The sequence below is a fragment of the Enterobacter sp. QK-SA4 genome (genome assembly GCF_056856775.1).
In genome coordinates, this window is sequence record NZ_JBXFXH010000007.1 from 3,178,844 (window position 1) to 3,201,191 (window position 22,348).

A 22,348-nucleotide genomic window follows, 5' to 3' on the forward strand; every position below is an offset into this window, starting at 1 on the left:
TCGCTAAAGCTTAACACATTCCCTTTTCAGGGAGTGCCTGTTTCCCAGCCACTTCGACAGGATGTAAACAGCCCGTCGGGTATCCGGCCCAGCGTCACGTCGCGGGCGCCCTGCCAGCGCGCGAATTCGCTAATGGCGGACGTTAACCCTTTTTCCAGGCTCGCCGTCACCCTGACGCCCTCTTCCAGATAAAGCGCAATGATTTCAAGCGTGCCGGTCTTGCGGTACATTTTGGCGTCCATGCGCCCGACCAGTTGCCCCTTATGCAGCAGCGGGAGTACAAAGTAACCATACTGGCGCTTTGGCGCCGGGGTATAACATTCCAGCCGGTAGCTAAAGTCGAACAGCTGCTCGGCGCGTTTTCTGTCCCAGACGACCGGGTCGAAAGGCGACAACACCGCACTGTGGGTTGCCTGAAGTTTCCCCTCCTGGGCCAGAGGCAGTAGCGGGAGAAGATCCGCATGCAGCCACATTTCGCCCAGCGTTTCCACCGTGACCGGGATGACGCGCTGTTCGCGTTGCCAGATGTCCAGCAGCGGTTTCGACGCGGGCTGGCGAAGGCGATAGTAATCTGCCAGCCATTGCGTGCGGAAAATCCCCAGGCTGCGGGCGCTGTTTTCAAGCATGATGGCCTCAGCCGCCTCCTGGGTAAGCAGGTCACGCTCGTCGTCCCAGTGCGGCATCACGCGATGCGTCAGGTCGTACACGCGCTGAAAATTACGCCGCTCAATCACCATGACTTTGCCAGAGGTAAACAGCCCTTCGAGATGACGCTTATGCGGTTTCCACTCCCACCAGCCGCTGGTGCCTTTGCGCGGGTGTTCAAAATCGGCGGAGCGTACGGGACCGTTATCCTGAATATGCGCGATTAGCTGCTCAATTTCGGCCACATGTTCCAGCATCCACGCCTGACGGTATTTCCAGCCCATCTTTTCCGGAGCAAGCATACGGTGGCGAACCAGGGCAAAATCGCTGCGGGGGAGGAAGCAGGCTTCGTGCGCCCAGTACTCCATTAACTCCCCCTTGCTGAGCGCCTCATCCAGCCACTGCGAAGGATAATTCCCCAGGCGGCTAAACAGCACCAGATAAGGGCTACGGGCCACGATGTTAATGGTGTCGATTTGAAGTAGCGACATGCGCTGGACGGTCGAGAGAATATCGGCAGGCTGCGCGCGGCGGCGGGGCTTTTTAAGCAGCCCCTGCGCGGCAAGGTGTAAATGACGTGCGGCTGAAAGCGAGAGTTGCGGTAAAGACATGCGTTTTCCTGTCAGTCAAAGCGCCACCAGAACCGCGTAAGCGTTTATTTCACCAACGCAATCAGTTCCTTGAGCAAACGTTCCGGCTGCTCGCCGCTGAGTTCAGCGTCAACCGGCAGATACCACCAGTTATCTTTCGCAAAGGCACGGCATTTCACCGCATCTTTTTCGGTCATGATCAGCGACTGCCCGGGTACGGTCAGGGCGTCTACCTGCCCTTCCACCAGCGCCTGGTGGTCGGCCAGCGGAACGCGTTTTTCCAGCCGGGCACCACACTGTTCCAGCGTCGCAAAGAAGCGCGGCGGATGGCCAATCCCCGCCATAGCCACCAGTGAAGGCAGCTCAGCAACCGACCGGCGCTCACCCGTCACCAGGTTGATCGCCAGGCCTGGCTGCAGGTACATCGGGATTTCACCCGCTTTTGCCTCACCACCGTTCACAATCACCGCATCAACGGACTTAAGGCGCGAAGCGCGTTCGCGCATGGGTCCGGCCGGCAGCCACCAGCCGTTACCGAAACGGCGGACCCCGTCGATCACCACAATTTCTTTATCACGCGCCAGGGCGTAGTGTTGCAGGCCATCGTCAGTGATAATGATTTGTACCGCATGTTCGGCAAGCAGTGCCTGAACGGCGTCGCTGCGCACCGGGGAGACCGCAACCGGCGCGCCGGTACGCTGGAAAATCAATACCGGCTCATCACCCGCTTCGGCAGTCGTGGTTTCCGCCGTCAGCAGCAGCGGATAACGCCCCGCTTTACCACCATATCCGCGCGATACCACCCCTGGGCGGATACCGCGTTTTTGCAATTGCTCCACCAGCCAGATCACCACCGGCGTTTTACCGTTGCCGCCCGCCGTAAGATTACCGACCACCACCACCGGAACCGGCGCGCGCCAGGCACGCTTCAGCCCCAGACGGTAAAACAGACGGATAGTGCCGCTCACCAGGCCGTAAAGCCAGGAGAGCGGCAAAAGCAGCAGCCACAGCGGGGATTCACCGGACCAGATGCGTGCAATCATTCGCCAAACTGCATCTTATGAAGCTGGGCGTAAACGCCGCGGTGTTCCAGCAAATCAGCATGGCTTCCGCGTTCAACAATGATACCGTCCTCAACCACGACGATTTCGTCAGCCTGCTCGATAGTCGACAGACGGTGCGCAATCACCAGCGAGGTACGGTTTTTTTGCAGCTCATCCAGCGCAGACTGAATAGCGCGTTCAGATTCCGTATCCAGTGCGGAGGTCGCTTCGTCCAGAATCAGAATTGGGCTATCGCGCAGCAGCGCACGCGCAATGGCGATACGCTGACGCTGACCGCCGGAGAGCAGCACCCCGTTCTCACCGATTATCGTATCCAGACCGTTATCCATCTTGTTGATAAAGTCCATTGCGTAGGCCATACGCGCGGCATTCTCAATCTGCTCGCGGCTGTATTCATCCGTGCGCGCATACGCAATGTTGTTTGCCACAGTATCGTTGAACAGGTGCACGTTCTGGGAGACCAGCGCCACCTGGTTACGCAGCGACTGCAGGGTATATTCCCGCAGATCATGACCGTCCAGGAGGATCTCACCTTCGTTAATATCGTAGAAACGGGTGATCAGGCTGGCAATAGTTGATTTACCCGAGCCGGAACGGCCCACCAGCGCCACGGTTTTACCCGCCGGAATGGACAGGTTGATATTACGCAGCGCCGGCGTTTCACGTCCAGGATAGGCGAAAGTGACATTGCGGAACTCAACGTCGCCACGGGCGCGCTCAATCTCGCGTGTACCTTCATCTTTTTCCTGTTCGGAATCCAGAATGCTGAACAGCGTCTGACAGGCAGCCATCCCGCGCTGGAACTGGGCGTTGACGTTCGTCAGGGATTTCAGCGGACGCATCAGGGCGATCATCGAGGAGAAGACCACGGTGATAGTACCCGCCGTCAGCGTCTCCATGACGCTCGGGAAGCTTGCTGCATACAGGACGAATGCCAGCGCCAGGGAGGCAATCAGCTGAATAATCGGGTCAGAAATGGAAGAGGCCGAGACCATTTTCATCCCCTGCAGACGCATTTTGTTGCTGACTTTATCAAAGCGTTTGGTTTCGACGTCCTGACCGCCAAAAATCAGAACTTCTTTATGCCCTTTCAGCATCTGTTCCGCGCTGGTCGTCACCTGCCCCATCGTGTTCTGCATATTCTTACTGATATTGCGGAAGCGCTTTGAGACGACGCGGATAGCAATAGAAACTATCGGCGCCAGAACGATAAGGATGATCGACAGCTGCCAGCTGTAATAGAACATCATCGCGAACAGGCCGATGATTGACGCGCCCTCACGCACAACGGTGATCAGCGCGCTTGAGGACGAGGAGGCAACCTGCTCGGAGTCGTAGGTAATACGAGACAGCAGCGTCCCGGTAGACTGCTTGTCAAAGAACGAGACCGGCATGCCCATCATGTGGCTGAACAGGCGACGGCGCATGGTCATCACCACTTTCCCTGATACCCAGGAAATACAGTAGCTGGAAATATAGCTGGTGATGCCGCGTAAGATCATCAGTCCGATAACCACCAGAGGCATCCATAGCAACACTGAGCGATCCGTTTTACCAAAACCGTCGTCCAGTAACGGTTTGAGGAGCGATAGCATAAAAGTATCGCTGGCTGCGTTGAGGATTAACGCTACACCCGCCACGATCAGGCCTGCTTTAAAGGGTGCAATCATCGGCCAGAGTCGGCGGAAGGTTTGCCACGTGGAGAGATCTTTGTCGTTATGCATTCAAAAAACCAGCATTCGTTGAAATAGCCGCATATTCTACCCGTTATCGACGGGCTCGCCAAACCACTGATGATACCAAACGGGTAAAAATTGCTCTCGCAAACGCCGGATTTGCCAGTGATGTTGCGAGAATGTCACCGATATTTGTCCAGAATGAGGGGTATCGTGCCAGATGTACCCCTCTTTTCGATAGCGTCGGACAACTTTTGCCGACGGGAATCGCCATGCGTTATAGCGGGCCGCGGAATCCAGTGCGATCTGACCTTCCACCCGCTGCACCAGCGGCAATGACGACGAAGTATTGCTGCCATGATGAGGAACCTGTATGAGCGTGGACGTCAGATAACGCCAGTAATGGCTAAGCATAGCCTGTTCCGCTTGCGCTTCAATATCCCCCGTTAGCAGAACACTCTGCCCACCGTCGTCCACCTTTACCACGCAGGAATGGTTATTTCCCTGAGCCGGGTAATTTTCGGGGGGCCAGTGTACGGTGAAGGAGAGTCCCTGCCATTTCCATCTCTGCCCACGAAAACAGGGCCGATGTCCCGCCTGGCGCAACGGGCTTCTTACCCACGCGTCCGGCCACGCTTTTTGCAACGATGCGAGTCCTCCCGCATGGTCGAGGTGTTCATGACTGAGAATAACGCCTTCAGGCCGCAGGTGATGCCAGCGAAGCCACGGGATAATTAACCGCTGCGCGCTATCCCCGCCCGGCCAGGCAAGCCCGGTATCATAGAGAATGGCTTTCCCCTGCCGTTCAATGACCATCGCCAGCCCCTGCCCTACATCCAGCATATGCAGCGTCCAGCTCTCGTTTTTTTCCGTTCGCCACAGAGGAAATGTGAGTAAAACACTTCCTGCAAGACAAACGGCAGGAAGGGTTTTCCAGGCACGAAAGCGCCATCCGATGATGATAAGCCAGGGCAGTAATGTCATGTACTGCCAGCGTTGGTCGACATTTTGCCAGCCGTCAGGCAGGCGCATGAGGAGCCAGAACAGCCCCGCAAGTGACTTATTGGCTGCGAACCAGACGACGCTTTCCGGTGCCGCCAGCGGCAGCAGATGAAGCAGCATGCCGAGCAGGATCAGCGGCACGGAGACAAACGTCACCAGGGGAATGGCAAAGAGATTCGCGACCAGGGAGGAGATGCTGAATCCATGGAAAATCAGAACCTGTAGCGGCATCAGCAGCATCAGCATACCGACCTGCAGATAGATCAGGTTCAGCAGCGGCCGTAGACGTCGTACCCGGTGCCAGCCAGGAAGAGGCAGCCACTGAAACCAGAAAATCAGCGCGGCGACAGCAAATGCAGACAAAAGCAGACTCTGCGAGAGTATGGCTAAGGGATCGCTTATCAGGATCGCTGCGATACAGCCCCCCCATACCTGCCATGGAGACCATTGCCTGGCAGCGATCCGCAACATTGCAAGCACAGCAAGCGCGATGACCGTGCGTAGCGCAGGAGGCTGCAGACCGGTAAGCCAGGCGTAGAAAGCGGCAAAGCACAACCCGGCCAGAAGAGGCATTTGCCATTGGATCCAGTGGCTGGGTAATAAAAACTGAATCCCACGCGCGAGTAACCAGGCGAGGGATGCCGCCAGCGCGATATGCAGTCCCGAAATCGCCATCAGATGCAGCGTCCCGGTTTCACGCATCAGGTCTTGTATTTCCCGGGGCACATCCAGACGTTCACCCATTCCCAGTCCGAGGATAACTGCCCCCCATCGGTAAGCAGAAAGGCGGTTGTGCAGTGACATGAGATATTGCGCTCGCAGGCTGCAGCGTCCATCAACGAGTTCCGCACGGGTGAAACGCCCGCTCAGCGTTTGATGGCGGGCAAAGGCGCTACGCTGGGAATCATAACCGCCGTCGTTCAGTTCGCCATGGACAGGTCTGAGCCTGAGCGTCATGCTCCAGCGCTGACCGGCACACGCTTTCTGTGGCAGATAATTGCCATACAGCGTTATGCCGGTAGAGGCCCACCAGCGCTTGCCATCAACGCGAAGAATGTTTCCCTGATGCTGCGTTGCGCCATCTGTGGCGGTGATCGCTACCTCAGCCTGCACGGCCCCCGTGGTTAAATGCTGCATCGGCCAGACGCTCTCCTTCGCAGCCAAAATACCCCACACGCAAAATAACAGCGTGAGACCCGCATACTTCAGTCGTACGTTTCGCCGTGCGGCCAGCACGACCCCGCCAACAATCATTATCCACACGGTATGACGTGATGGCAGTTCAGGTAACCAGAGTAACGGGGCTATTGCCAGAATGACGCAGACGCTAAGCGCGGGAATTCCCATTGCTACCTCCCTGTTTCAGAGGAGCAGTATCTAATCAGGCAGAGCGAATTGTCAGATGGGAAAACTACGTTTTACAGCGCGCGCTGTGCTGTTTTTATCGGTTTGCAGAAAACAAAACGGAAAAATGCGGGGCACCTTCAGAAGGAAAGCGACAGAGACAAAAAAAGCACCCGCAGGTGCTTTCTTTCGAACCCAGTTTAACCGGCTGGCTAAACTCAGTTGCCGTAAATATTGGCGCGATCGCGCAGTTCTTTACCCGGCTTAAAGTGTGGAACGTACTTGCCTTCCAGCTCGACTTTATCGCCAGTTTTCGGGTTACGCCCGGTACGTGGAGCACGATAGTGCAGAGAAAAACTACCGAAACCGCGGATTTCAATGCGCTCGCCCTGGGCAAGAGTGGAGGCCATATGCTCCAGCATCTCTTTTACGGCATCTTCCACTGCCTTGGCAGGGATATGCGGTTGCTGACTGGCAAGTCTTTCAATCAATTCTGACTTGGTCATGATTCCTCCGGTTCCTTTCAAACCAATTAGCTGAACAGCTCATTAAACAAGGGCGGCCGTAGCCGCCCTTTGTTATTGATTACAGGACGAATCCTGCAATCTGTCAAGTTTGCTCCTCATCCTTCACGCTGTAAATGCGTTACAGCGCAAATGATGCTGAGAACCTGATATTACTCGCCTTTAGCTGCTTTGAAAGCTTCAGCCATTGCGTTGTTAGAGAAGTTTGCATCTTCCTGTTTGTTAACAGTTGCGATTGCATCTTTCTCATCAGCTTCGTCTTTAGCACGAACAGACAGGCTGATTGCACGGTTCTTACGGTCAACACCGGTGAACTTAGCTTCAACGTCGTCGCCTACGTTCAGAACCAGAGTGGCATCTTCAACGCGGTCACGTGAAGCTTCAGAAGCGCGCAGGTAACCTTCAACGCCGTCAGCCAGTTCTACGGTTGCGCCTTTAGCGTCAACTGCAGTCACTTTACCGTTTACGATTGCGCCTTTCTTGTTCAGTGCAACCCAGTTGTTGAACGGATCTTCTGCGAGCTGTTTAACGCCCAGGGAGATACGCTCACGCTCTGCGTCAACCTGCAGAACAACTGCAGCGATTTCGTCGCCTTTTTTGTATTCACGAACTGCTTCTTCGCCTGCAACGTTCCAGGAGATGTCAGACAGGTGAACCAGGCCATCGATGCCGCCGTCCAGGCCGATGAAGATACCGAAGTCAGTGATAGACTTGATTTTACCTTCAACACGGTCGCCCTTGTTGTGGGTTTCCGCGAACTGCTGCCATGGGTTGTTTTTGCACTGTTTCAGGCCCAGGGAGATACGACGACGTTCTTCGTCGATATCCAGAACCATCACTTCCACTACATCACCAACGTTAACAACTTTGGATGGGTGGATGTTTTTGTTGGTCCAGTCCATTTCGGAAACGTGCACCAGACCTTCAACGCCTTCTTCGATTTCAACGAAGCAGCCGTAGTCAGTCAGGTTGGTTACGCGACCAGTCAGTTTAGTACCTTCTGGGTAACGCTTAGCGATAGCTACCCATGGATCTTCGCCCAGCTGTTTCAGGCCGAGGGATACACGAGTACGCTCGCGGTCAAACTTCAGCACTTTAACAGTGATTTCGTCGCCCACGTTCACGATTTCGCTTGGGTGCTTAACGCGTTTCCACGCCATGTCGGTGATGTGCAGCAGGCCATCAACGCCGCCCAGGTCAACGAATGCGCCGTAGTCAGTGAGGTTCTTAACGATACCTTTGACTTCCATGCCTTCCTGCAGGTTTTCCAGCAGCTGATCGCGTTCTGCGCTGTTTTCGGATTCGATAACGGCACGACGGGAAACAACAACGTTGTTACGCTTCTGGTCCAGCTTGATTACTTTGAACTCAAGCTCTTTGCCTTCCAGGTGCAGAGTGTCACGAACTGGACGAACGTCTACCAGAGAACCTGGCAGGAACGCACGAATACCATTCAGCTCAACAGTGAAGCCACCTTTAACTTTGCCGTTGATAACACCGACCACAGTTTCAGCTTCTTCGTAAGCTTTTTCCAGCGTGATCCATGCTTCGTGACGTTTAGCTTTCTCACGAGAAAGCAGGGTTTCACCGAAGCCGTCTTCTACTGCGTCCAGAGCAACGTCAACTTCGTCACCAACCTGGATTTCCAGCTCGCCCTGGGCGTTTTTGAACTGCTCTGCCGGAATGGCGGACTCAGATTTCAGACCGGCGTCAACCAGTACTACGTCTTTGTCGATAGCAACAACAACACCGCGAACGATGGAACCCGGGCGGGTTTCGATTTCTTTTAAGGATTCTTCAAACAGTTGAGCAAAAGATTCAGTCATGTTTAATCTTCAGGTTAATATTAACGTCCACCTGGCTCCGTGCCGGATGGGGTTGTTTCACATACCCGCCGTCAATCCATTGCAGCGGGGGTACTGCTAAATCGGTCGCGATTACGCGAGTGCCAGTTTTTGGCGCGCATATTGTAGCGCTTTTTCAATCACTTGCTCAATAGTTAAACTGGTTGAATCCAGAACTAATGCATCTTCTGCAGGAACAAGTGGGGCGACGGCGCGGTTACGATCGCGGTCATCGCGCTCTTTTATCTCGGATAAAAGGCGATCAAAGTTAACACTAAACCCCTTTTCCTGCAACTGAAGCATGCGGCGTTGAGCACGTTCTTCCGAAGAGGCGTCAAGGAAAATTTTCACTGGCGCATCAGGGAATACCACCGTTCCCATATCGCGTCCGTCAGCGATCAGCCCCGGGGCTTCACGGAACGCGCGCTGACGACGTAACAGCGCCTCACGAACGCGCGGGAACGCAGCGACCTGAGAGGCCGCATTAGCCACTTCCTGCGTACGGATTTCGCCGCTCACGTCTTCCCCTTCAAGGATGACTTCCAGGTTGCCATCGGTCGATACGAAACGCACATCCAGATGCGCAGCCAGCGGAACCAGCGCTTCTTCAGACGCGACATCCACATGGTGATGCAGCGCGGCCAGCGCCAGCACGCGATAGATTGCTCCCGAATCTAAAAGATGCCATTGCAATGCTTCCGCCATCGCTTTGCACAGAGTACCTTTCCCTGCGCCACTCGGCCCATCAATGGTGATTACCGGGGCAACTGCCGTCATCTTTTTCTCCTTAAATAAGGCATACCGTTTACATGAACGCCGCGCATTATACGCGCCAACGTGCGCAACTGTTACCTTTGCGTGCAAATTACGGAATGATTGAAGCAGAGTGTAGAAGAAATGAGCGGAGGTGTTCGTAATGAAGCGTAAGGAAATGCCGCATCGGGCGATGCGGCAATACGTTATCAGGCCAGCGTGCTAATGCGTGCCAGCTGTTCGAAGTAGTCCGGGAAGGTTTTCGCCGTACATTTCGGGTCAAGGATGGTCACAGGCGTGTCTGACAACGCCACCAGCGAGAAGCACATCGCCATGCGGTGATCGTTGTAGGTGCCGATTTCCGCAAACTGCAGTTTTGCCGGAGGGGTCACGCGAATGTAGTCTTCGCCCTCTTCCACCTCGGCACCGACTTTTCGCAGCTCGGTCGCCATCGCGAACAGGCGGTCCGTCTCTTTTACGCGCCAGTTGTAGATGTTACGCAGCGTGGTAGTGCCTTTAGCAAACAGCGCCGCCGTGGCAATGGTCATCGCCGCATCCGGGATATGGTTCATGTCCATGTCGATGGCGTTCAGCTCGCCGTGGGTACAGGAGATGAAGTCATCGCCCCAGGTGACAATGGCGCCCATTTTTTCCAGCACGTCCGCAAAACGGATGTCGCCCTGCACGCTGTTACGGCCAATACCGGTCACTTTTACCGTGCCGCCTTTAATCGCACCCGCTGCCAGGAAGTAGGACGCGGATGAGGCATCCCCTTCAACCAGGTAGTTGCCCGGAGACTGGTACTGCTGCGCCCCGCGCAACACGAAGCGCTGATAGGACTGGTTTTCCACCTCAACGCCGAAGGTTTTCATCAGGTGCAGCGTGATATCAATGTACGGTTTGGAGACCAGCTCACCTTTAATTGTGATAACCGTATCCTGCGGTGCCAGCGGCGCGGTCATCAGCAGTGCCGTCAGGAACTGGCTGGAGACGCTGCCGTCCACCTCGACGTGACCGCCGGTAAAACCGCCGCGCAGACGCAGTGGCGGATAGTTTTCCTGCTCAAGATACTCAACCTGCGCGCCGCCCTGACGCAAAGCATCCACAAGGTGACCAATCGGACGCTCTTTCATGCGCGGCTCGCCGGTCAGCACAATGTTGTTGCTACCCAGGCACAGGGCCGCCGCCAGCGGGCGCATCGCGGTACCCGCGTTGCCCAAAAACAGCTCAAGCTCTTCGCCCGAGCGCAGCGCGCCGCCGTTGCCGGTCACTTCGCAGCGGGTACGATCGTCGGAGAGAGTGTAATGAATGCCCAACGCTTTCAGCGCATTGAGCATATGGCGCACGTCATCGCTGTCCAGCAGGTTTGTGAGGACGGTGGTGCCGTTTGCCAGAGCTGCCAGCAGCAGAGCGCGGTTCGAGACACTTTTTGAACCAGGCAGATTAATGGTGCCATCTACCCGCGCGATAGGTTGTAACGTCAGGGATTCCATGAAAACTAAACTCTCAACTCAACATAATAAAAACCCCGCAGGGACGCTGCGGGGGTGAAAAACAGCAAATTAACCGTGACGACGTTCGAAGTCGATCATGAAATCCGTCAGGGCTTTAACGCCTTCCAGCGGCATCGCGTTATAGATGGAGGCACGCATGCCGCCAACGACACGGTGACCTTTGAGCGCATGCAGGCCTGCCGCGAAGGACTCTTCCAGGAACACTTTGTCCAGGCTGCTGTCCGCCAGCTGGAACGGCACGTTCATGCGGGAACGGTTAGCTTTCGCCACATCGTTGCGGTAGAAATCGCTCTTGTCGATCACGCCATACAGGAGTTCAGCTTTCTGCTGATTGACCTTGTCCATCTGCGCCACGCCGCCGTTTTGCTTCAGCCATTTGAAGACCAGGCCGGAGAGATACCAGGCAAACGTTGGTGGGGTATTGAACATCGAATCGTTATCGTTCAGCACGGTGTAATCGAGAATCGACGGGCAGGATTTATGCGCTTTACCCAGCAGGTCCTCACGCACGACGACGATAGTCAAACCGGCCGGGCCGATATTTTTCTGCGCGCCCGCATAGATAACGCCGTAGCGGCTGACATCAATTGGCGCAGACAGAATGGTGGAGGAGAAGTCGGCGGCAACCACGACATCGCTGCCGAAGTTTGGCGTCTCGTCGATGGCAATCCCGTCAATGGTTTCGTTCGGGCAGTAGTGCAGATACGCTGCGTTATCGGAAAGCTGCCACTCGCTCATTGGCTTCACGGCGCGCAGACCGTCAACGGTTACTTTGGCGTCGATAACATTCGGCGTGCAGTATTTATGCGCTTCTTTAACGGCGCTTGCTGCCCAGTAACCCGCGTCAACGTAGTCAGCCGTCGTTTTGTCACCGAGGATATTCAGCGGAACGCCTGCAAACTGGCCGCGTCCACCGCCGTGACAGAACAATACTTTGTAGTTCGAGGGAATATTCAGCAGATCGCGAAAATCCTTTTCTGCCTCTTCCGCCACCTGAATAAACTCTTTACCACGGTGGCTGATTTCCATCACCGACGTACCGAGATCGTTCCAGTCACAGAGTTCCTGTTGAGCCTGTTTAAGCACGTCTGCCGGTAACATTGCCGGACCTGAACTGAAATTAAAGACTTGAGCCATTTCCCCTCACCACGCTAAAAGCCATAAGTTATAACTGTGGATATCGGTTTTATCATTCAGTGACACGCGCCGCAATGTCTAAAACTTATGACCCGTTAAATGTGCCCCGCGTCACACAAAACAATCTGCCGCCTCGCTAAGACAAAACCGACAAAATGGCTGTCAGGTGATGCGTTTGGCCCGGCTAACCTTCGTCCATTCCGGATTTGCACAGCGGGGGCATAATTGACGATCCCCCGGCTGCATCGCGACAACATGGCTACATCTTACGCAAGCATACTCGCCTGATTCCGGTACGGTTCTGAAACGCTCGATCAGCATATCCGGCAGGATACACAGCCCCGGCTTCACCTCGTCGTCAGAATAGTAATAGACGCTGATCTGCCCGTTGGTTTCCATGATCGCCAGACGCACCTGCCCGAGCTGTTCAACGCTGTTCAGGCGAAGCTCCATAAAGAACTCAAACTCGGTCATATTGGCGCTTTGTACATTTTCCCAGGCCAGCTGTCCGTCCTCGACGATAACGACAGGCTTCCCTTCAAGCAGATCTTCCAGCTTTTCGCTTTTCGACATCAGCCACATGACAAGACGGTAAAGTAGCGCCAGTGAGACAAAAACGATAAACACCGGCACCATCGGCACATCGTCATAAAAGGCGACGTCCCCCGCCGCCGAGCCCAGCGTCAGGATGATCAACACCTCAAAGAGCGACATCTGCCGCACGCCGCGGCGGCCGGTGATTTTAAGAAACAGGAAGACGAGGACGAAGGTATACAGGCTACGCAGCGCCACTTCGCCCAGAAATTCAGGAGGAACTTTATCAAACGCCATCCGCTGGAGATCAAATGCTTTCATTTTTCTATGCCTTAACAGTCAGTTACTGCCACTAAGCATAGTCCAGCCTTTTATTTTCGCCGAAGATAGCACCCGTCACGCAAAACCCGTATCATTGCGCGCTTTACGTACGATAAAAGTGAACGCCATGACTCAAACGTTTATCCCCGGCAAAGACGCCGCTCTGGAAGATTCCATCGCTCGCTTCCAGCAGAAACTGACCGACCTGGGTTTTAACATCGAAGAAGCCTCCTGGCTCAATCCGGTGCCTCATGTCTGGTCCGTGCATATTCGCGATAAAGACTGTGCCCTGTGCTTTACCAACGGTAAAGGCGCTACAAAAAAAGCGGCACTGGCCTCTGCGCTGGGTGAGTATTTTGAGCGTCTGTCCACCAACTATTTCTTCGCTGACTTCTGGCTGGGCGAAACCATCGCTAACGGCCCGTTCGTTCACTATCCAAATGAAAAATGGTTCCCGCTGACCGAAGATGACGAGCTGCCGGAAGGTATTCTCGACGCGCGCCTGCGTGCTTTCTACGATCCGGAAAACGAACTGACCGCCAGCATGCTGATCGATCTGCAGTCTGGCAATGAAGACCGTGGGATCTGCGCCCTGCCGTTCACCCGTCAGTCTGACGAGCAGACCGTGTATATTCCGATGAACATCGTCGGCAACCTGTATGTGTCCAACGGTATGTCCGCCGGTAACACCCGCAATGAAGCGCGCGTGCAGGGTCTGTCTGAAGTCTTTGAACGCCACATTAAAAACCGCATCATCGCTGAATCCATCAGCCTGCCTGAAATTCCGGCAGAGGTGCTGGCGCGCTATCCGGGCGTAGTGGAGTCCATCGCTAAGCTCGAAGCAGAAGGTTTCCCAATCTTTGCCTATGACGGCTCGCTGGGCGGCAAGTATCCGGTTATCTGCGTGGTGCTGTTTAACCCGGCCAACGGCACCTGCTTCGCCTCATTCGGGGCGCACCCTGACTTCGGCGTGGCGCTGGAGCGTACCGTTACCGAGCTGCTGCAGGGCCGTAGCCTGAAAGATCTCGACGTCTTCACTCCGCCAACGTTTGACGATGAAGAAGTGGCCGAGCATACCAACCTTGAAACCCACTTCATTGACTCCAGCGGTTTAATTTCCTGGGATATGTTCAAGCAGGACGCCGACTATCCGTTCGTGGACTGGAGCTTTGCCGGTACCACGGAAGAAGAGTTCGCCACGCTGATGGCTATCTTCAACGCGGAAGATCAGGAAGTCTACATTGCCGACTACGAACATCTTGGCGTCTACGCGTGCCGCATTATCGTTCCGGGCATGTCCGACATCTACCCGGCTGAAGATCTGTGGCTGGCGAACAACAGCATGGGTGCCCATCTGCGCGAAACGCTGCTGGCTCTGCCGGGCAGCGAGTGGGAGAAAGAAGATTATCTGAACCTGATCGCCCAACTGGACGAAGAAGGCCATGATGACTTTACCCGCGTACGCGAACTGCTGGGCCTGGCGACCGGTAAAGACAACGGCTGGTATACCCTGCGCATCGGTGAGCTGAAAGCGATGCTGGCCCTGGCGGGTGGCGATTTGGATCAGGCCCTGGCCTGGACCGAGTGGACCATGGAATTCAACCAGTCTGTCTTCTCTGCCGAACGCACCAATTATTACCGCTGCCTGCAAACCCTGTTGCTGCTGGCCCAGGAAGAGGACCGCGAGCCGCTGCAATACCTGAATGCTTTCGTGCGTATGTACGGAGCTGAGGCCGTAGAAGCAGCCAGCGCGGCCCTGAGCGGCGAAGCGCCGTTCTATGGCCTGCAGGCTGTTGATAGCGATCTGAAAGCCTTCCCGGCGCATCAGTCGCTGCTGAAGGCCTACGAAAAGCTGCAGAAAGCAAAAGCCGCTTACTGGTTAAAATAAGCGCACATAACATTACCAGCAGTAGGCGTATTCAATCGTCTGGGCTATATTACGGGGCAATTTCATTGCCCCGTTTTTTATTTTCTTCGGCAATGACTGTTGATTGTAATAATAAAGTTAAACATGGGTAAATATAATAATATTTACCTGGGCTTTACTGTTACTTTTTATGGTAAATACTCCATATTAATTAACTGCGTCAGGGGTGGCCGAACGAAAAAATTCAACTCTTTTCATAACTTTTAAAATTTATTTTTATACGGATAATCAATTACTTACTCCGCATTTGTTGTAAAACCATACACACTGCGGGCCTATAAGCTAGGCGAGATATGATCTATATCAATTTCTCTTCTATAATGCTTTGTTAGTATCTCGTCGCCGACTTAATAAAGAGAGAGTTAGTGTGAAAGCTGACAACCCTTTTGATCTTTTACTCCCTGCTGCGATGGCCAAAGTTGCCGAAGAAGCGGGTGTCTATAAAGCAACGAAACACCCGATGAAGACGTTCTATCTGGCGATCACGGCTGGTGTGTTCATCTCTATCGCTTTCGTCTTCTACATCACCGCCACCACCGGTACTGCCGGAATGCCTTTCGGCATGGCCAAACTGATTGGCGGCATTTGCTTCTCACTGGGTCTGATTCTCTGCGTCATCTGCGGCGCCGACCTCTTCACCTCAACGGTGCTGATTGTCGTGGCAAAGGCCAGCGGAAGAATTACCTGGGGTCAGCTGGCACGTAACTGGCTTAACGTCTACGTGGGTAACCTGGTTGGCTGTCTGCTCTTTGTTTTGTTGATGTGGCTTTCTGGCGAGTACATGACCGCCAACGGTGGCTGGGGCCTTAACGTCCTGCAAACCGCCGACCACAAAATGCACCACACATTTATCGAAGCCGTTGCTCTCGGCATCCTCGCTAACCTGATGGTCTGCCTGGCTGTATGGATGAGCTACTCGGGTCGTAGCCTGATGGACAAAGCCTTAATTATGGTTCTGCCGGTTGCGATGTTTGTTGCCAGCGGCTTTGAGCACAGTATCGCGAATATGTTCATGATCCCAATGGGCATTGTCATCCGCGACTTTGCGAGCCCGGAGTTCTGGACCGCAGTTGGTTCATCCCCGGAAAGTTTCTCTCACCTGACTATTATGAATTTCATTACTGATAACCTGATCCCTGTCACTATCGGGAACATTATCGGTGGGGGTCTGTTAGTTGGGTTGACATACTGGGTCATTTACCTGCGTGGCGACGATCATCATTGATGGTTTTCTCAGGCAGTAAATAAAAAATCCACTTAAGAAGGTAGGTGTTACATGTCCGAGCTTAATGAAAAGTTAGCCACAGCCTGGGAAGGTTTTGCGAAAGGTGACTGGCAGAATGAAGTAAACGTACGTGACTTCATTCAGAAAAACTATACCCCGTATGAAGGTGACGAATCCTTCCTGGCTGGCGCAACTGACGCGACCACCAAGCTGTGGGACAGCGTAATGGAAGGCGTTAAACTGGAAAACCGCACTCACGCGCCAGTTGATTTTGACACCTCCGTTGCTTCCACCATCACTTCTCACGATGCTGGCTACATCAACAAAGCCCTTGAGAAAATCGTTGGTCTGCAGACTGAAGCACCACTGAAACGCGCAATCATCCCGTTCGGTGGTATCAAAATGGTTGAAGGTTCCTGCAAAGCGTATAACCGCGAGCTGGATCCAATGCTGAAAAAAATCTTCACCGAATACCGCAAAACCCACAACCAGGGTGTATTCGATGTTTACACCAAAGACATTCTGAACTGCCGTAAATCTGGCGTTCTGACTGGTCTGCCAGATGCGTATGGCCGTGGCCGTATCATCGGTGACTACCGTCGCGTTGCGCTGTACGGTATCGACTTCCTGATGAAAGACAAGTACGCGCAGTTTGTTTCCCTGCAGTCTGACCTGGAAAATGGCGTAAACCTGGAAGCGACTATCCGTCTGCGTGAAGAAATCGCTGAACAGCACCGCGCGCTGGGTCAGATCAAAGAGATGGCGGCGAAATATGGCTGCGATATCTCTGGTCCGGCTACCAACGCTCAGGAAGCTATCCAGTGGACCTACTTCGGCTACCTGGCCGCAGTTAAGTCTCAGAACGGTGCAGCAATGTCCTTCGGTCGCGTATCCACCTTCCTGGATGCCTACATCGAACGTGACCTGAAAGCAGGCAAAATCACCGAGCAAGACGCTCAGGAAATGATTGACCACCTGGTCATGAAACTGCGTATGGTTCGCTTCCTGCGTACCCCTGAATACGATGAGCTGTTCTCCGGTGACCCAATCTGGGCAACTGAATCCATCGGCGGTATGGGCGTTGACGGCCGTACTCTGGTAACCAAAAACAGCTTCCGCTTCCTGAACACCCTGTACACCATGGGTCCTTCTCCGGAGCCGAACATCACCGTTCTGTGGTCTGAAAAACTGCCTCTGAACTTCAAGAAATTCGCCGCTAAAGTGTCCATCGACACCTCTTCTCTGCAGTACGAGAACGATGACCTGATGCGTCCGGACTTCAACAACGACGATTACGCTATCGCTTGCTGCGTAAGCCCAATGGTTGTTGGTAAGCAAATGCAGTTCTTCGGTGCGCGTGCAAACCTGGCGAAAACCATGCTGTACGCAATCAACGGCGGCGTTGATGAAAAACTGAAAATGCAGGTTGGTCCTAAGTCTGAACCGATCAAAGGCGACGTTCTGAACTTCGACGAAGTGATGGACCGCATGGATCACTTCATGGACTGGCTGGCGAAACAGTACGTCACTGCGCTGAACGTTATCCACTACATGCACGACAAGTACAGCTACGAAGCCTCTCTGATGGCGCTGCATGACCGTGACGTTATCCGCACCATGGCGTGTGGTATCGCTGGTCTGTCCGTTGCAGCTGACTCCCTGTCTGCAATCAAATATGCGAAAGTTAAACCAATTCGTGACGAAGACGGTCTGGCTATCGACTTCGAAATCGAAGGCGAATATCCGCAGTTTGGTAACAACGATTCTCGCGTTGATGACATGGCGGTTGACCTGGTAGAACGTTTCATGAAGAAAATTCAGAAACTGACTACCTACCGTAACGCTATCCCGACTCAGTCTGTTCTGACCATCACCTCTAACGTTGTGTATGGTAAGAAAACCGGTAACACCCCAGACGGTCGTCGTGCTGGCGCGCCATTCGGCCCAGGTGCTAACCCAATGCACGGTCGTGACCAGAAAGGTGCGGTTGCCTCTCTGACTTCCGTCGCTAAACTGCCGTTTGCTTACGCGAAAGATGGTATCTCTTACACCTTCTCTATCGTGCCAAACGCGCTGGGTAAAGACGACGAAGTGCGTAAAACTAACCTCGCGGGTCTGATGGATGGTTACTTCCACCACGAAGCGTCCATCGAAGGTGGTCAGCACCTGAACGTGAACGTAATGAACCGTGAAATGCTGCTCGACGCGATGGAACACCCTGAGAAATATCCTCAGCTGACCATCCGCGTATCTGGCTACGCAGTACGTTTTAACTCCCTGACTAAAGAACAGCAGCAGGACGTTATCACCCGTACTTTCACTCAGTCCATGTAAGTGGAATTGACTGAAATCACGCGTTAAAAAGCGTACAATAAAGGCTCCACGTCAGTGGGGCCTTTTTAGCACCCTCTCCACCTCAGTCTCTTTTGTCCGCTATCTATACTCTATGGATATCAGCCAAAACAGACTTCAACACAGCCGGCTTTGAGCTGTGCATACTCAGGCCCCGGACGGGCCGATGCTGGAGATATCACCGCAATGTCAATTATTGGTCGCATTCACTCCTTTGAATCCTGTGGCACCGTCGATGGCCCGGGTATCCGCTTCATCACCTTTTTCCAGGGCTGCCTGATGCGCTGCCTGTACTGCCATAACCGTGACACCTGGGATACGCACGGCGGTAAAGAAGTGACCGTTGAAGACTTGATGAAAGAGGTGGTGACCTACCGCCACTTTATGAACGCGTCCGGTGGCGGCGTCACCGCATCCGGCGGTGAAGCGATTCTGCAGGCTGAATTTGTCCGCGACTGGTTCCGCGCCTGCCATAAAGAAGGCATTCATACCTGCCTCGACACTAACGGCTTCGTACGCCGTTACGATCCGGTTATCGACGAGCTGCTTGAAGTGACCGATCTGGTGATGCTCGATCTCAAACAGATGAACGATGAGATCCACCAGAACCTTGTTGGCGTCTCAAACCACCGCACGCTGGAATTTGCCAAATACATTGCCGATAAAGGCATCAAAACCTGGATCCGCTACGTGGTGGTTCCCGGCTGGTCAGATGATGACGACTCCGCGCACCGCCTGGGGGAATTTACCCGCGACATGGGTAACGTCGAGAAAATCGAGCTTCTGCCCTATCACGAGCTGGGTAAACATAAATGGGTGGCGATGGGCGAAGAGTACAAACTTGATGGCGTGAAGCCGCCGAAAAAAGAGACGATGGAACGCGTCAAAGGTATTCTTGAACAGTACGGCCACAAGGTGATGTATTAAAGAAAAGGCCCGGTGAGAACCGGGCCTTTTTATATTCTATTTAAAGACGCCGTTAATAACGGACGTCACGATGGCTGTACTCAGCGCAATTAAGACCAGGTCGTCTCCGACCACACGCCATTCATAGCCAGGGTAGGAAGGAAGCTGGCCCAGCATTGAGGCCGGCACGGTTTTCTTCGCAATCCCCGGAGGCAACGGCTTACCGTGCGCCAGGTTTTTCGCGATACCCGGAGGCAGAGAGTCATAGCCCGTTAAGCCATAATTCAGCGCCAGGTGGCGGGCATGATCGAAGCTCACGCGAGCGTCGACATCGTTACCGACATCTTTACTGCTTTTAAAACTTTTATCCGATTTTCCAGGGTTATCCTGACCGTTATTTTGCTTATTGCCATGGTTACCAGAATTCCCGTTACCATGATTACCGCCATTACCTTGTCCGCCACCGTTTCCGTGACCACCGCCATTCCCGTTTCCAGGATTAGCCATGACCGGAGCCGTTGCAAACGTTAAAGACAACACTACGGCAAGTGCGGTAGTGGAAAAACGACGAATAGACATGATTGCTGCCTTATAGTGGTAGGACTCACATGAATTATCGTCTGACGCAATAAACAAACAATAAGTAAAACTCTTAGTTGTGATGGGGACAAAAAAGCCTGTCATCGACAGGCTTTTATTTAATCAGGCATGTGCCACTGGCGTTGGGTGCTCTCCCGCTTTGCGCAGCAGCATTAAAAGATAAATAAACGATACGCTGGCGATCATGATAAACAATAAATTATCGGAATAATTCTGCATCAGCATCGCGGTAAACGTCGGCCCTAATAAACTGCCGATGGTATAGCTCAGTAACAGCGCCTGGTTCATTGCCACCAGCTGGTGATGTTCAACTTTCTCACAGGCCCAGGCCATCGCAACCGGATAGAGCGTAAAGCCGGCGGCCCCGAGAATAAACAGCGCAGGCGCCATCGCGGCGTTGCTGAGCATGGCAAGGCATCCCATAATCACCACAAAGACCTGAACGCGCAGCACCAGCAGACGGCCGAAACGATCCGCCAGTCGGCCAATCGGCCACTGCCCGACGATCCCCGCACTCACCATCACCGCCATCCAGAAACCAATTCCGGAATCGCTGACGCCCTGATGATTCAGATAGAGCGGCATCAGGCCGTAGAGCGAGCCCAGTACAATCCCCGAGATAATGCAGCCGTTAACGCCCAGACGCGCATGACGAAGTCTCAGCATCGGCCAGACGTGGGTCGCTTCCTGATGCTCGCTGTTCTGGTTCACAATGCGCGTGAAGAGCAGCGGCAGGATCGCGGCCAGCACCATGCCCGTTACCCACGGCAGAACGCTCATCAGATCGGTTGGCAGCTTGCTGACCATCAGTTGCCCCAGCACGGTGCCGACGTAATAAACCATCATATAGGCCGCCAGCAGGCGTCCACGGTTGCGGGAGGTGCCGCTGCACATCAGCGCACTTTCAACCACCACCCAAATCATCGCGCAGCCTACGCCAGCGATAAAGCGCCACGCCATCCAGCTCCAGAAGCCGACCATCAGGCCCAGCCCTGCACACCCGGCGGCGAAAATCAGCGAAGCCAGATAATAGCTGCGATTAAAGCCAAAGCGCTTAATCAGGCTCCCGGTCATTAGCGTACCCAGCAGGTTCCCGGTAAAAAAGGACGAGCTGACCATACCCACCTGCCAGGTCGGTAAGTTTTCATGGGCGAGCCATAGCGGGACGAGCGTATTTAACACTGCGATCGCCAGGGTCAACAGAAGCAGGCCACAGAGCAACAGAAGCACTGGCCGGGTATAGGTGGTCATGGATTAAAAACCGTGAGGAAGTTCAGATTTCGTGCGCATCATGCCACTGGCAAAAACAAAGTCAATCCACTGATTTAGCCGCCTCGCACAATATGTTCCCTGTCGATTTAAAAAACTTATCCTGCTAATGCCACGCCTGCTATAGATATTAATTATGTGTCTGTTTTTATTTATTAATGGGCGAAATTAAAACAAAACGACAGTCGAAAAATTTCATGATCGAAAAAAGAAAAAGCCGGGCACTCAGGCCCGGCTTGATATAACTCAATGCAACGTTAGCTGGCGATAGCCATACCAACGGTCATATGCAACCCGTAGAACACGCCGCGGCCAATCAGTTCACCCGCCAGTACCAGCACAAAAGCCAGTGACAGCAGCGGCAGCGCCGGCTGATAGCCTTTGAGCTGAGGGGCAATCCAGAATACCAGCGCGGCGACCAGAAGAACGATACGCCAGGCCATCAGCGCACCGTAGTCCGGCACCAGGGCAGAAGCCTGCTGGATAGAGCTGTGAATGGTTGCCAGTTCAGCCCCCTGCATCAGGGCGACCATCGCACTCACCACCAGCGCCAGCAGAGAAACAGCGGGCAGCAAACGCATTGCCCACCCGTCTACGCCCGCCACGCGCAGCAGCAGGTAGCCCAGCAGCGGCCCGCCGATAAACATCGTCAGGAAGAAGCTCATCGGCGTCCAGACGCTGTACCAGGTTGGAACGGTATCTATGGTGTTATAGACGCGCACCATCATCCACACGAACACCACGCCCAGCACCATGGTCACGATAAGCCACAGGCTGCGCAGACCCGCAGGCAATTTCTTCAAAGCGGCCAGCAGCCAGCCCAGCCCCCCGACGGCAAAGAAAATTGCCCCACTGGCAATCTCGTTACTAAGGGATGAGGCCCCCACGCGGTTCAGAGAGTTAAACGCGCGCATCGGCGAACCAAGGTGCAGCGTAGAGGCGATAAAGCCAATTCCCATCAGCACCCACAGGCCAAACATGCTCAACACTAAACGCTGCTGCTGTTCGGCATTGAGGTTCCCTTTTAACAGCGCCAGCGCAAGCACAATGAAACCGCCCGCCACGCACTGACCAAAGACCGTGAAGATCATCAGCGGCCATTCATGCCATCCACTTCCCAT

At 54.0% G+C, this 22,348-nt stretch carries 17 protein-coding genes; 4 read left to right on the plus strand and 13 right to left on the minus strand.

Annotation, left to right across the window (positions count from 1 at the left end):
• Nucleotides 1-26: 26 nt before the first annotated feature.
• From AC1VYI_RS17040 to AC1VYI_RS17085, 10 genes are all read right to left on the minus strand, one after another.
• On the minus strand, nt 27-1,256 hold the full coding sequence (locus AC1VYI_RS17040) for a winged helix-turn-helix domain-containing protein (protein ID WP_226483683.1): 1,230 nt from the start codon (nt 1,254-1,256) through the stop codon (nt 27-29).
• A gap of 44 nt (nt 1,257-1,300) precedes the next feature.
• Nucleotides 1,301-2,278, minus strand: a complete 978-nt coding sequence (gene lpxK / locus AC1VYI_RS17045; RefSeq protein ID WP_134866588.1) for a tetraacyldisaccharide 4'-kinase — start codon at nt 2,276-2,278, stop codon at nt 1,301-1,303.
• Nucleotides 2,275-4,023 carry a lipid A ABC transporter ATP-binding protein/permease MsbA gene (msbA, locus tag AC1VYI_RS17050; RefSeq protein WP_023310998.1) on the minus strand — a complete coding sequence of 583 codons (1,749 nt, stop codon included), beginning with the start codon at nt 4,021-4,023 and terminating at the stop codon, nt 2,275-2,277. The genes lpxK and msbA overlap by 4 nt, the downstream gene beginning before the upstream one ends.
• Nucleotides 4,024-4,059: 36 nt before the next feature.
• Nucleotides 4,060-6,324: a ComEC family protein gene (locus tag AC1VYI_RS17055; protein WP_226483681.1), complete on the minus strand. Its 2,265-nt coding sequence runs from the start codon at nt 6,322-6,324 to the stop codon at nt 4,060-4,062.
• A gap of 215 nt (nt 6,325-6,539) precedes the next feature.
• Nucleotides 6,540-6,827 carry an integration host factor subunit beta gene (gene ihfB, locus AC1VYI_RS17060; protein WP_008499965.1) on the minus strand — a complete coding sequence of 96 codons (288 nt, stop codon included), beginning with the start codon at nt 6,825-6,827 and terminating at the stop codon, nt 6,540-6,542.
• 170 nt (nt 6,828-6,997) lie between these two features.
• Nucleotides 6,998-8,671 carry a 30S ribosomal protein S1 gene (gene rpsA, locus AC1VYI_RS17065; RefSeq protein WP_008499966.1) on the minus strand — a complete coding sequence of 558 codons (1,674 nt, stop codon included), beginning with the start codon at nt 8,669-8,671 and terminating at the stop codon, nt 6,998-7,000.
• Nucleotides 8,672-8,782: 111 nt separating this feature from the next.
• The gene (gene cmk, locus AC1VYI_RS17070; RefSeq protein ID WP_013097305.1) at nt 8,783-9,466 is read right to left on the minus strand and encodes a (d)CMP kinase; all 684 of its coding nucleotides are present in this window, start codon (nt 9,464-9,466) and stop codon (nt 8,783-8,785) included.
• A gap of 185 nt (nt 9,467-9,651) precedes the next feature.
• Entirely contained in the window at nt 9,652-10,935 is a 1,284-nt protein-coding gene (gene aroA, locus AC1VYI_RS17075) for a 3-phosphoshikimate 1-carboxyvinyltransferase (RefSeq protein WP_063408041.1), read from the minus strand.
• 69 nt (nt 10,936-11,004) lie between these two features.
• The gene (serC, locus tag AC1VYI_RS17080) at nt 11,005-12,093 is read right to left on the minus strand and encodes a 3-phosphoserine/phosphohydroxythreonine transaminase (RefSeq protein WP_226483679.1); all 1,089 of its coding nucleotides are present in this window, start codon (nt 12,091-12,093) and stop codon (nt 11,005-11,007) included.
• A gap of 162 nt (nt 12,094-12,255) precedes the next feature.
• The gene (locus AC1VYI_RS17085; RefSeq protein ID WP_023310994.1) at nt 12,256-12,948 is read right to left on the minus strand and encodes a DUF421 domain-containing protein; all 693 of its coding nucleotides are present in this window, start codon (nt 12,946-12,948) and stop codon (nt 12,256-12,258) included.
• A gap of 127 nt (nt 12,949-13,075) precedes the next feature.
• Between AC1VYI_RS17085 and ycaO the strand changes: the two genes are divergently transcribed.
• From ycaO to pflA, 4 genes are all read left to right on the plus strand, one after another.
• Complete coding sequence (gene ycaO / locus AC1VYI_RS17090) at nt 13,076-14,836, plus strand: 30S ribosomal protein S12 methylthiotransferase accessory factor YcaO (RefSeq protein WP_196350250.1); 1,761 nt, start codon at nt 13,076-13,078, stop codon at nt 14,834-14,836.
• 406 nt (nt 14,837-15,242) lie between these two features.
• Nucleotides 15,243-16,100 (plus strand): formate transporter FocA, encoded by an 858-nt coding sequence (gene focA / locus AC1VYI_RS17095; RefSeq protein WP_008499974.1) that lies wholly within the window; start codon nt 15,243-15,245, stop codon nt 16,098-16,100.
• A 51-nt stretch (nt 16,101-16,151) separates the two neighbouring features.
• Nucleotides 16,152-18,434: a formate C-acetyltransferase gene (gene pflB, locus AC1VYI_RS17100; RefSeq protein WP_023310992.1), complete on the plus strand. Its 2,283-nt coding sequence runs from the start codon at nt 16,152-16,154 to the stop codon at nt 18,432-18,434.
• 204 nt (nt 18,435-18,638) lie between these two features.
• Nucleotides 18,639-19,379, plus strand: a complete 741-nt coding sequence (gene pflA / locus AC1VYI_RS17105) for a pyruvate formate lyase 1-activating protein (RefSeq protein ID WP_023310991.1) — start codon at nt 18,639-18,641, stop codon at nt 19,377-19,379.
• 36 nt (nt 19,380-19,415) lie between these two features.
• Here the strand turns inward: pflA and AC1VYI_RS17110 are convergent, their stop codons facing one another.
• From AC1VYI_RS17110 to AC1VYI_RS17120, 3 genes are all read right to left on the minus strand, one after another.
• Complete coding sequence (locus AC1VYI_RS17110; protein ID WP_226483677.1) at nt 19,416-19,937, minus strand: anti-virulence regulator CigR family protein; 522 nt, start codon at nt 19,935-19,937, stop codon at nt 19,416-19,418.
• A gap of 123 nt (nt 19,938-20,060) precedes the next feature.
• A complete protein-coding gene (locus tag AC1VYI_RS17115) occupies nt 20,061-21,209 on the minus strand; it encodes an MFS transporter (RefSeq protein WP_045404121.1) in 1,149 nt (382 codons plus the stop codon).
• Nucleotides 21,210-21,484: 275 nt separating this feature from the next.
• The gene (locus tag AC1VYI_RS17120; RefSeq protein WP_045404119.1) at nt 21,485-22,348 is read right to left on the minus strand and encodes a dimethyl sulfoxide reductase anchor subunit family protein; all 864 of its coding nucleotides are present in this window, start codon (nt 22,346-22,348) and stop codon (nt 21,485-21,487) included.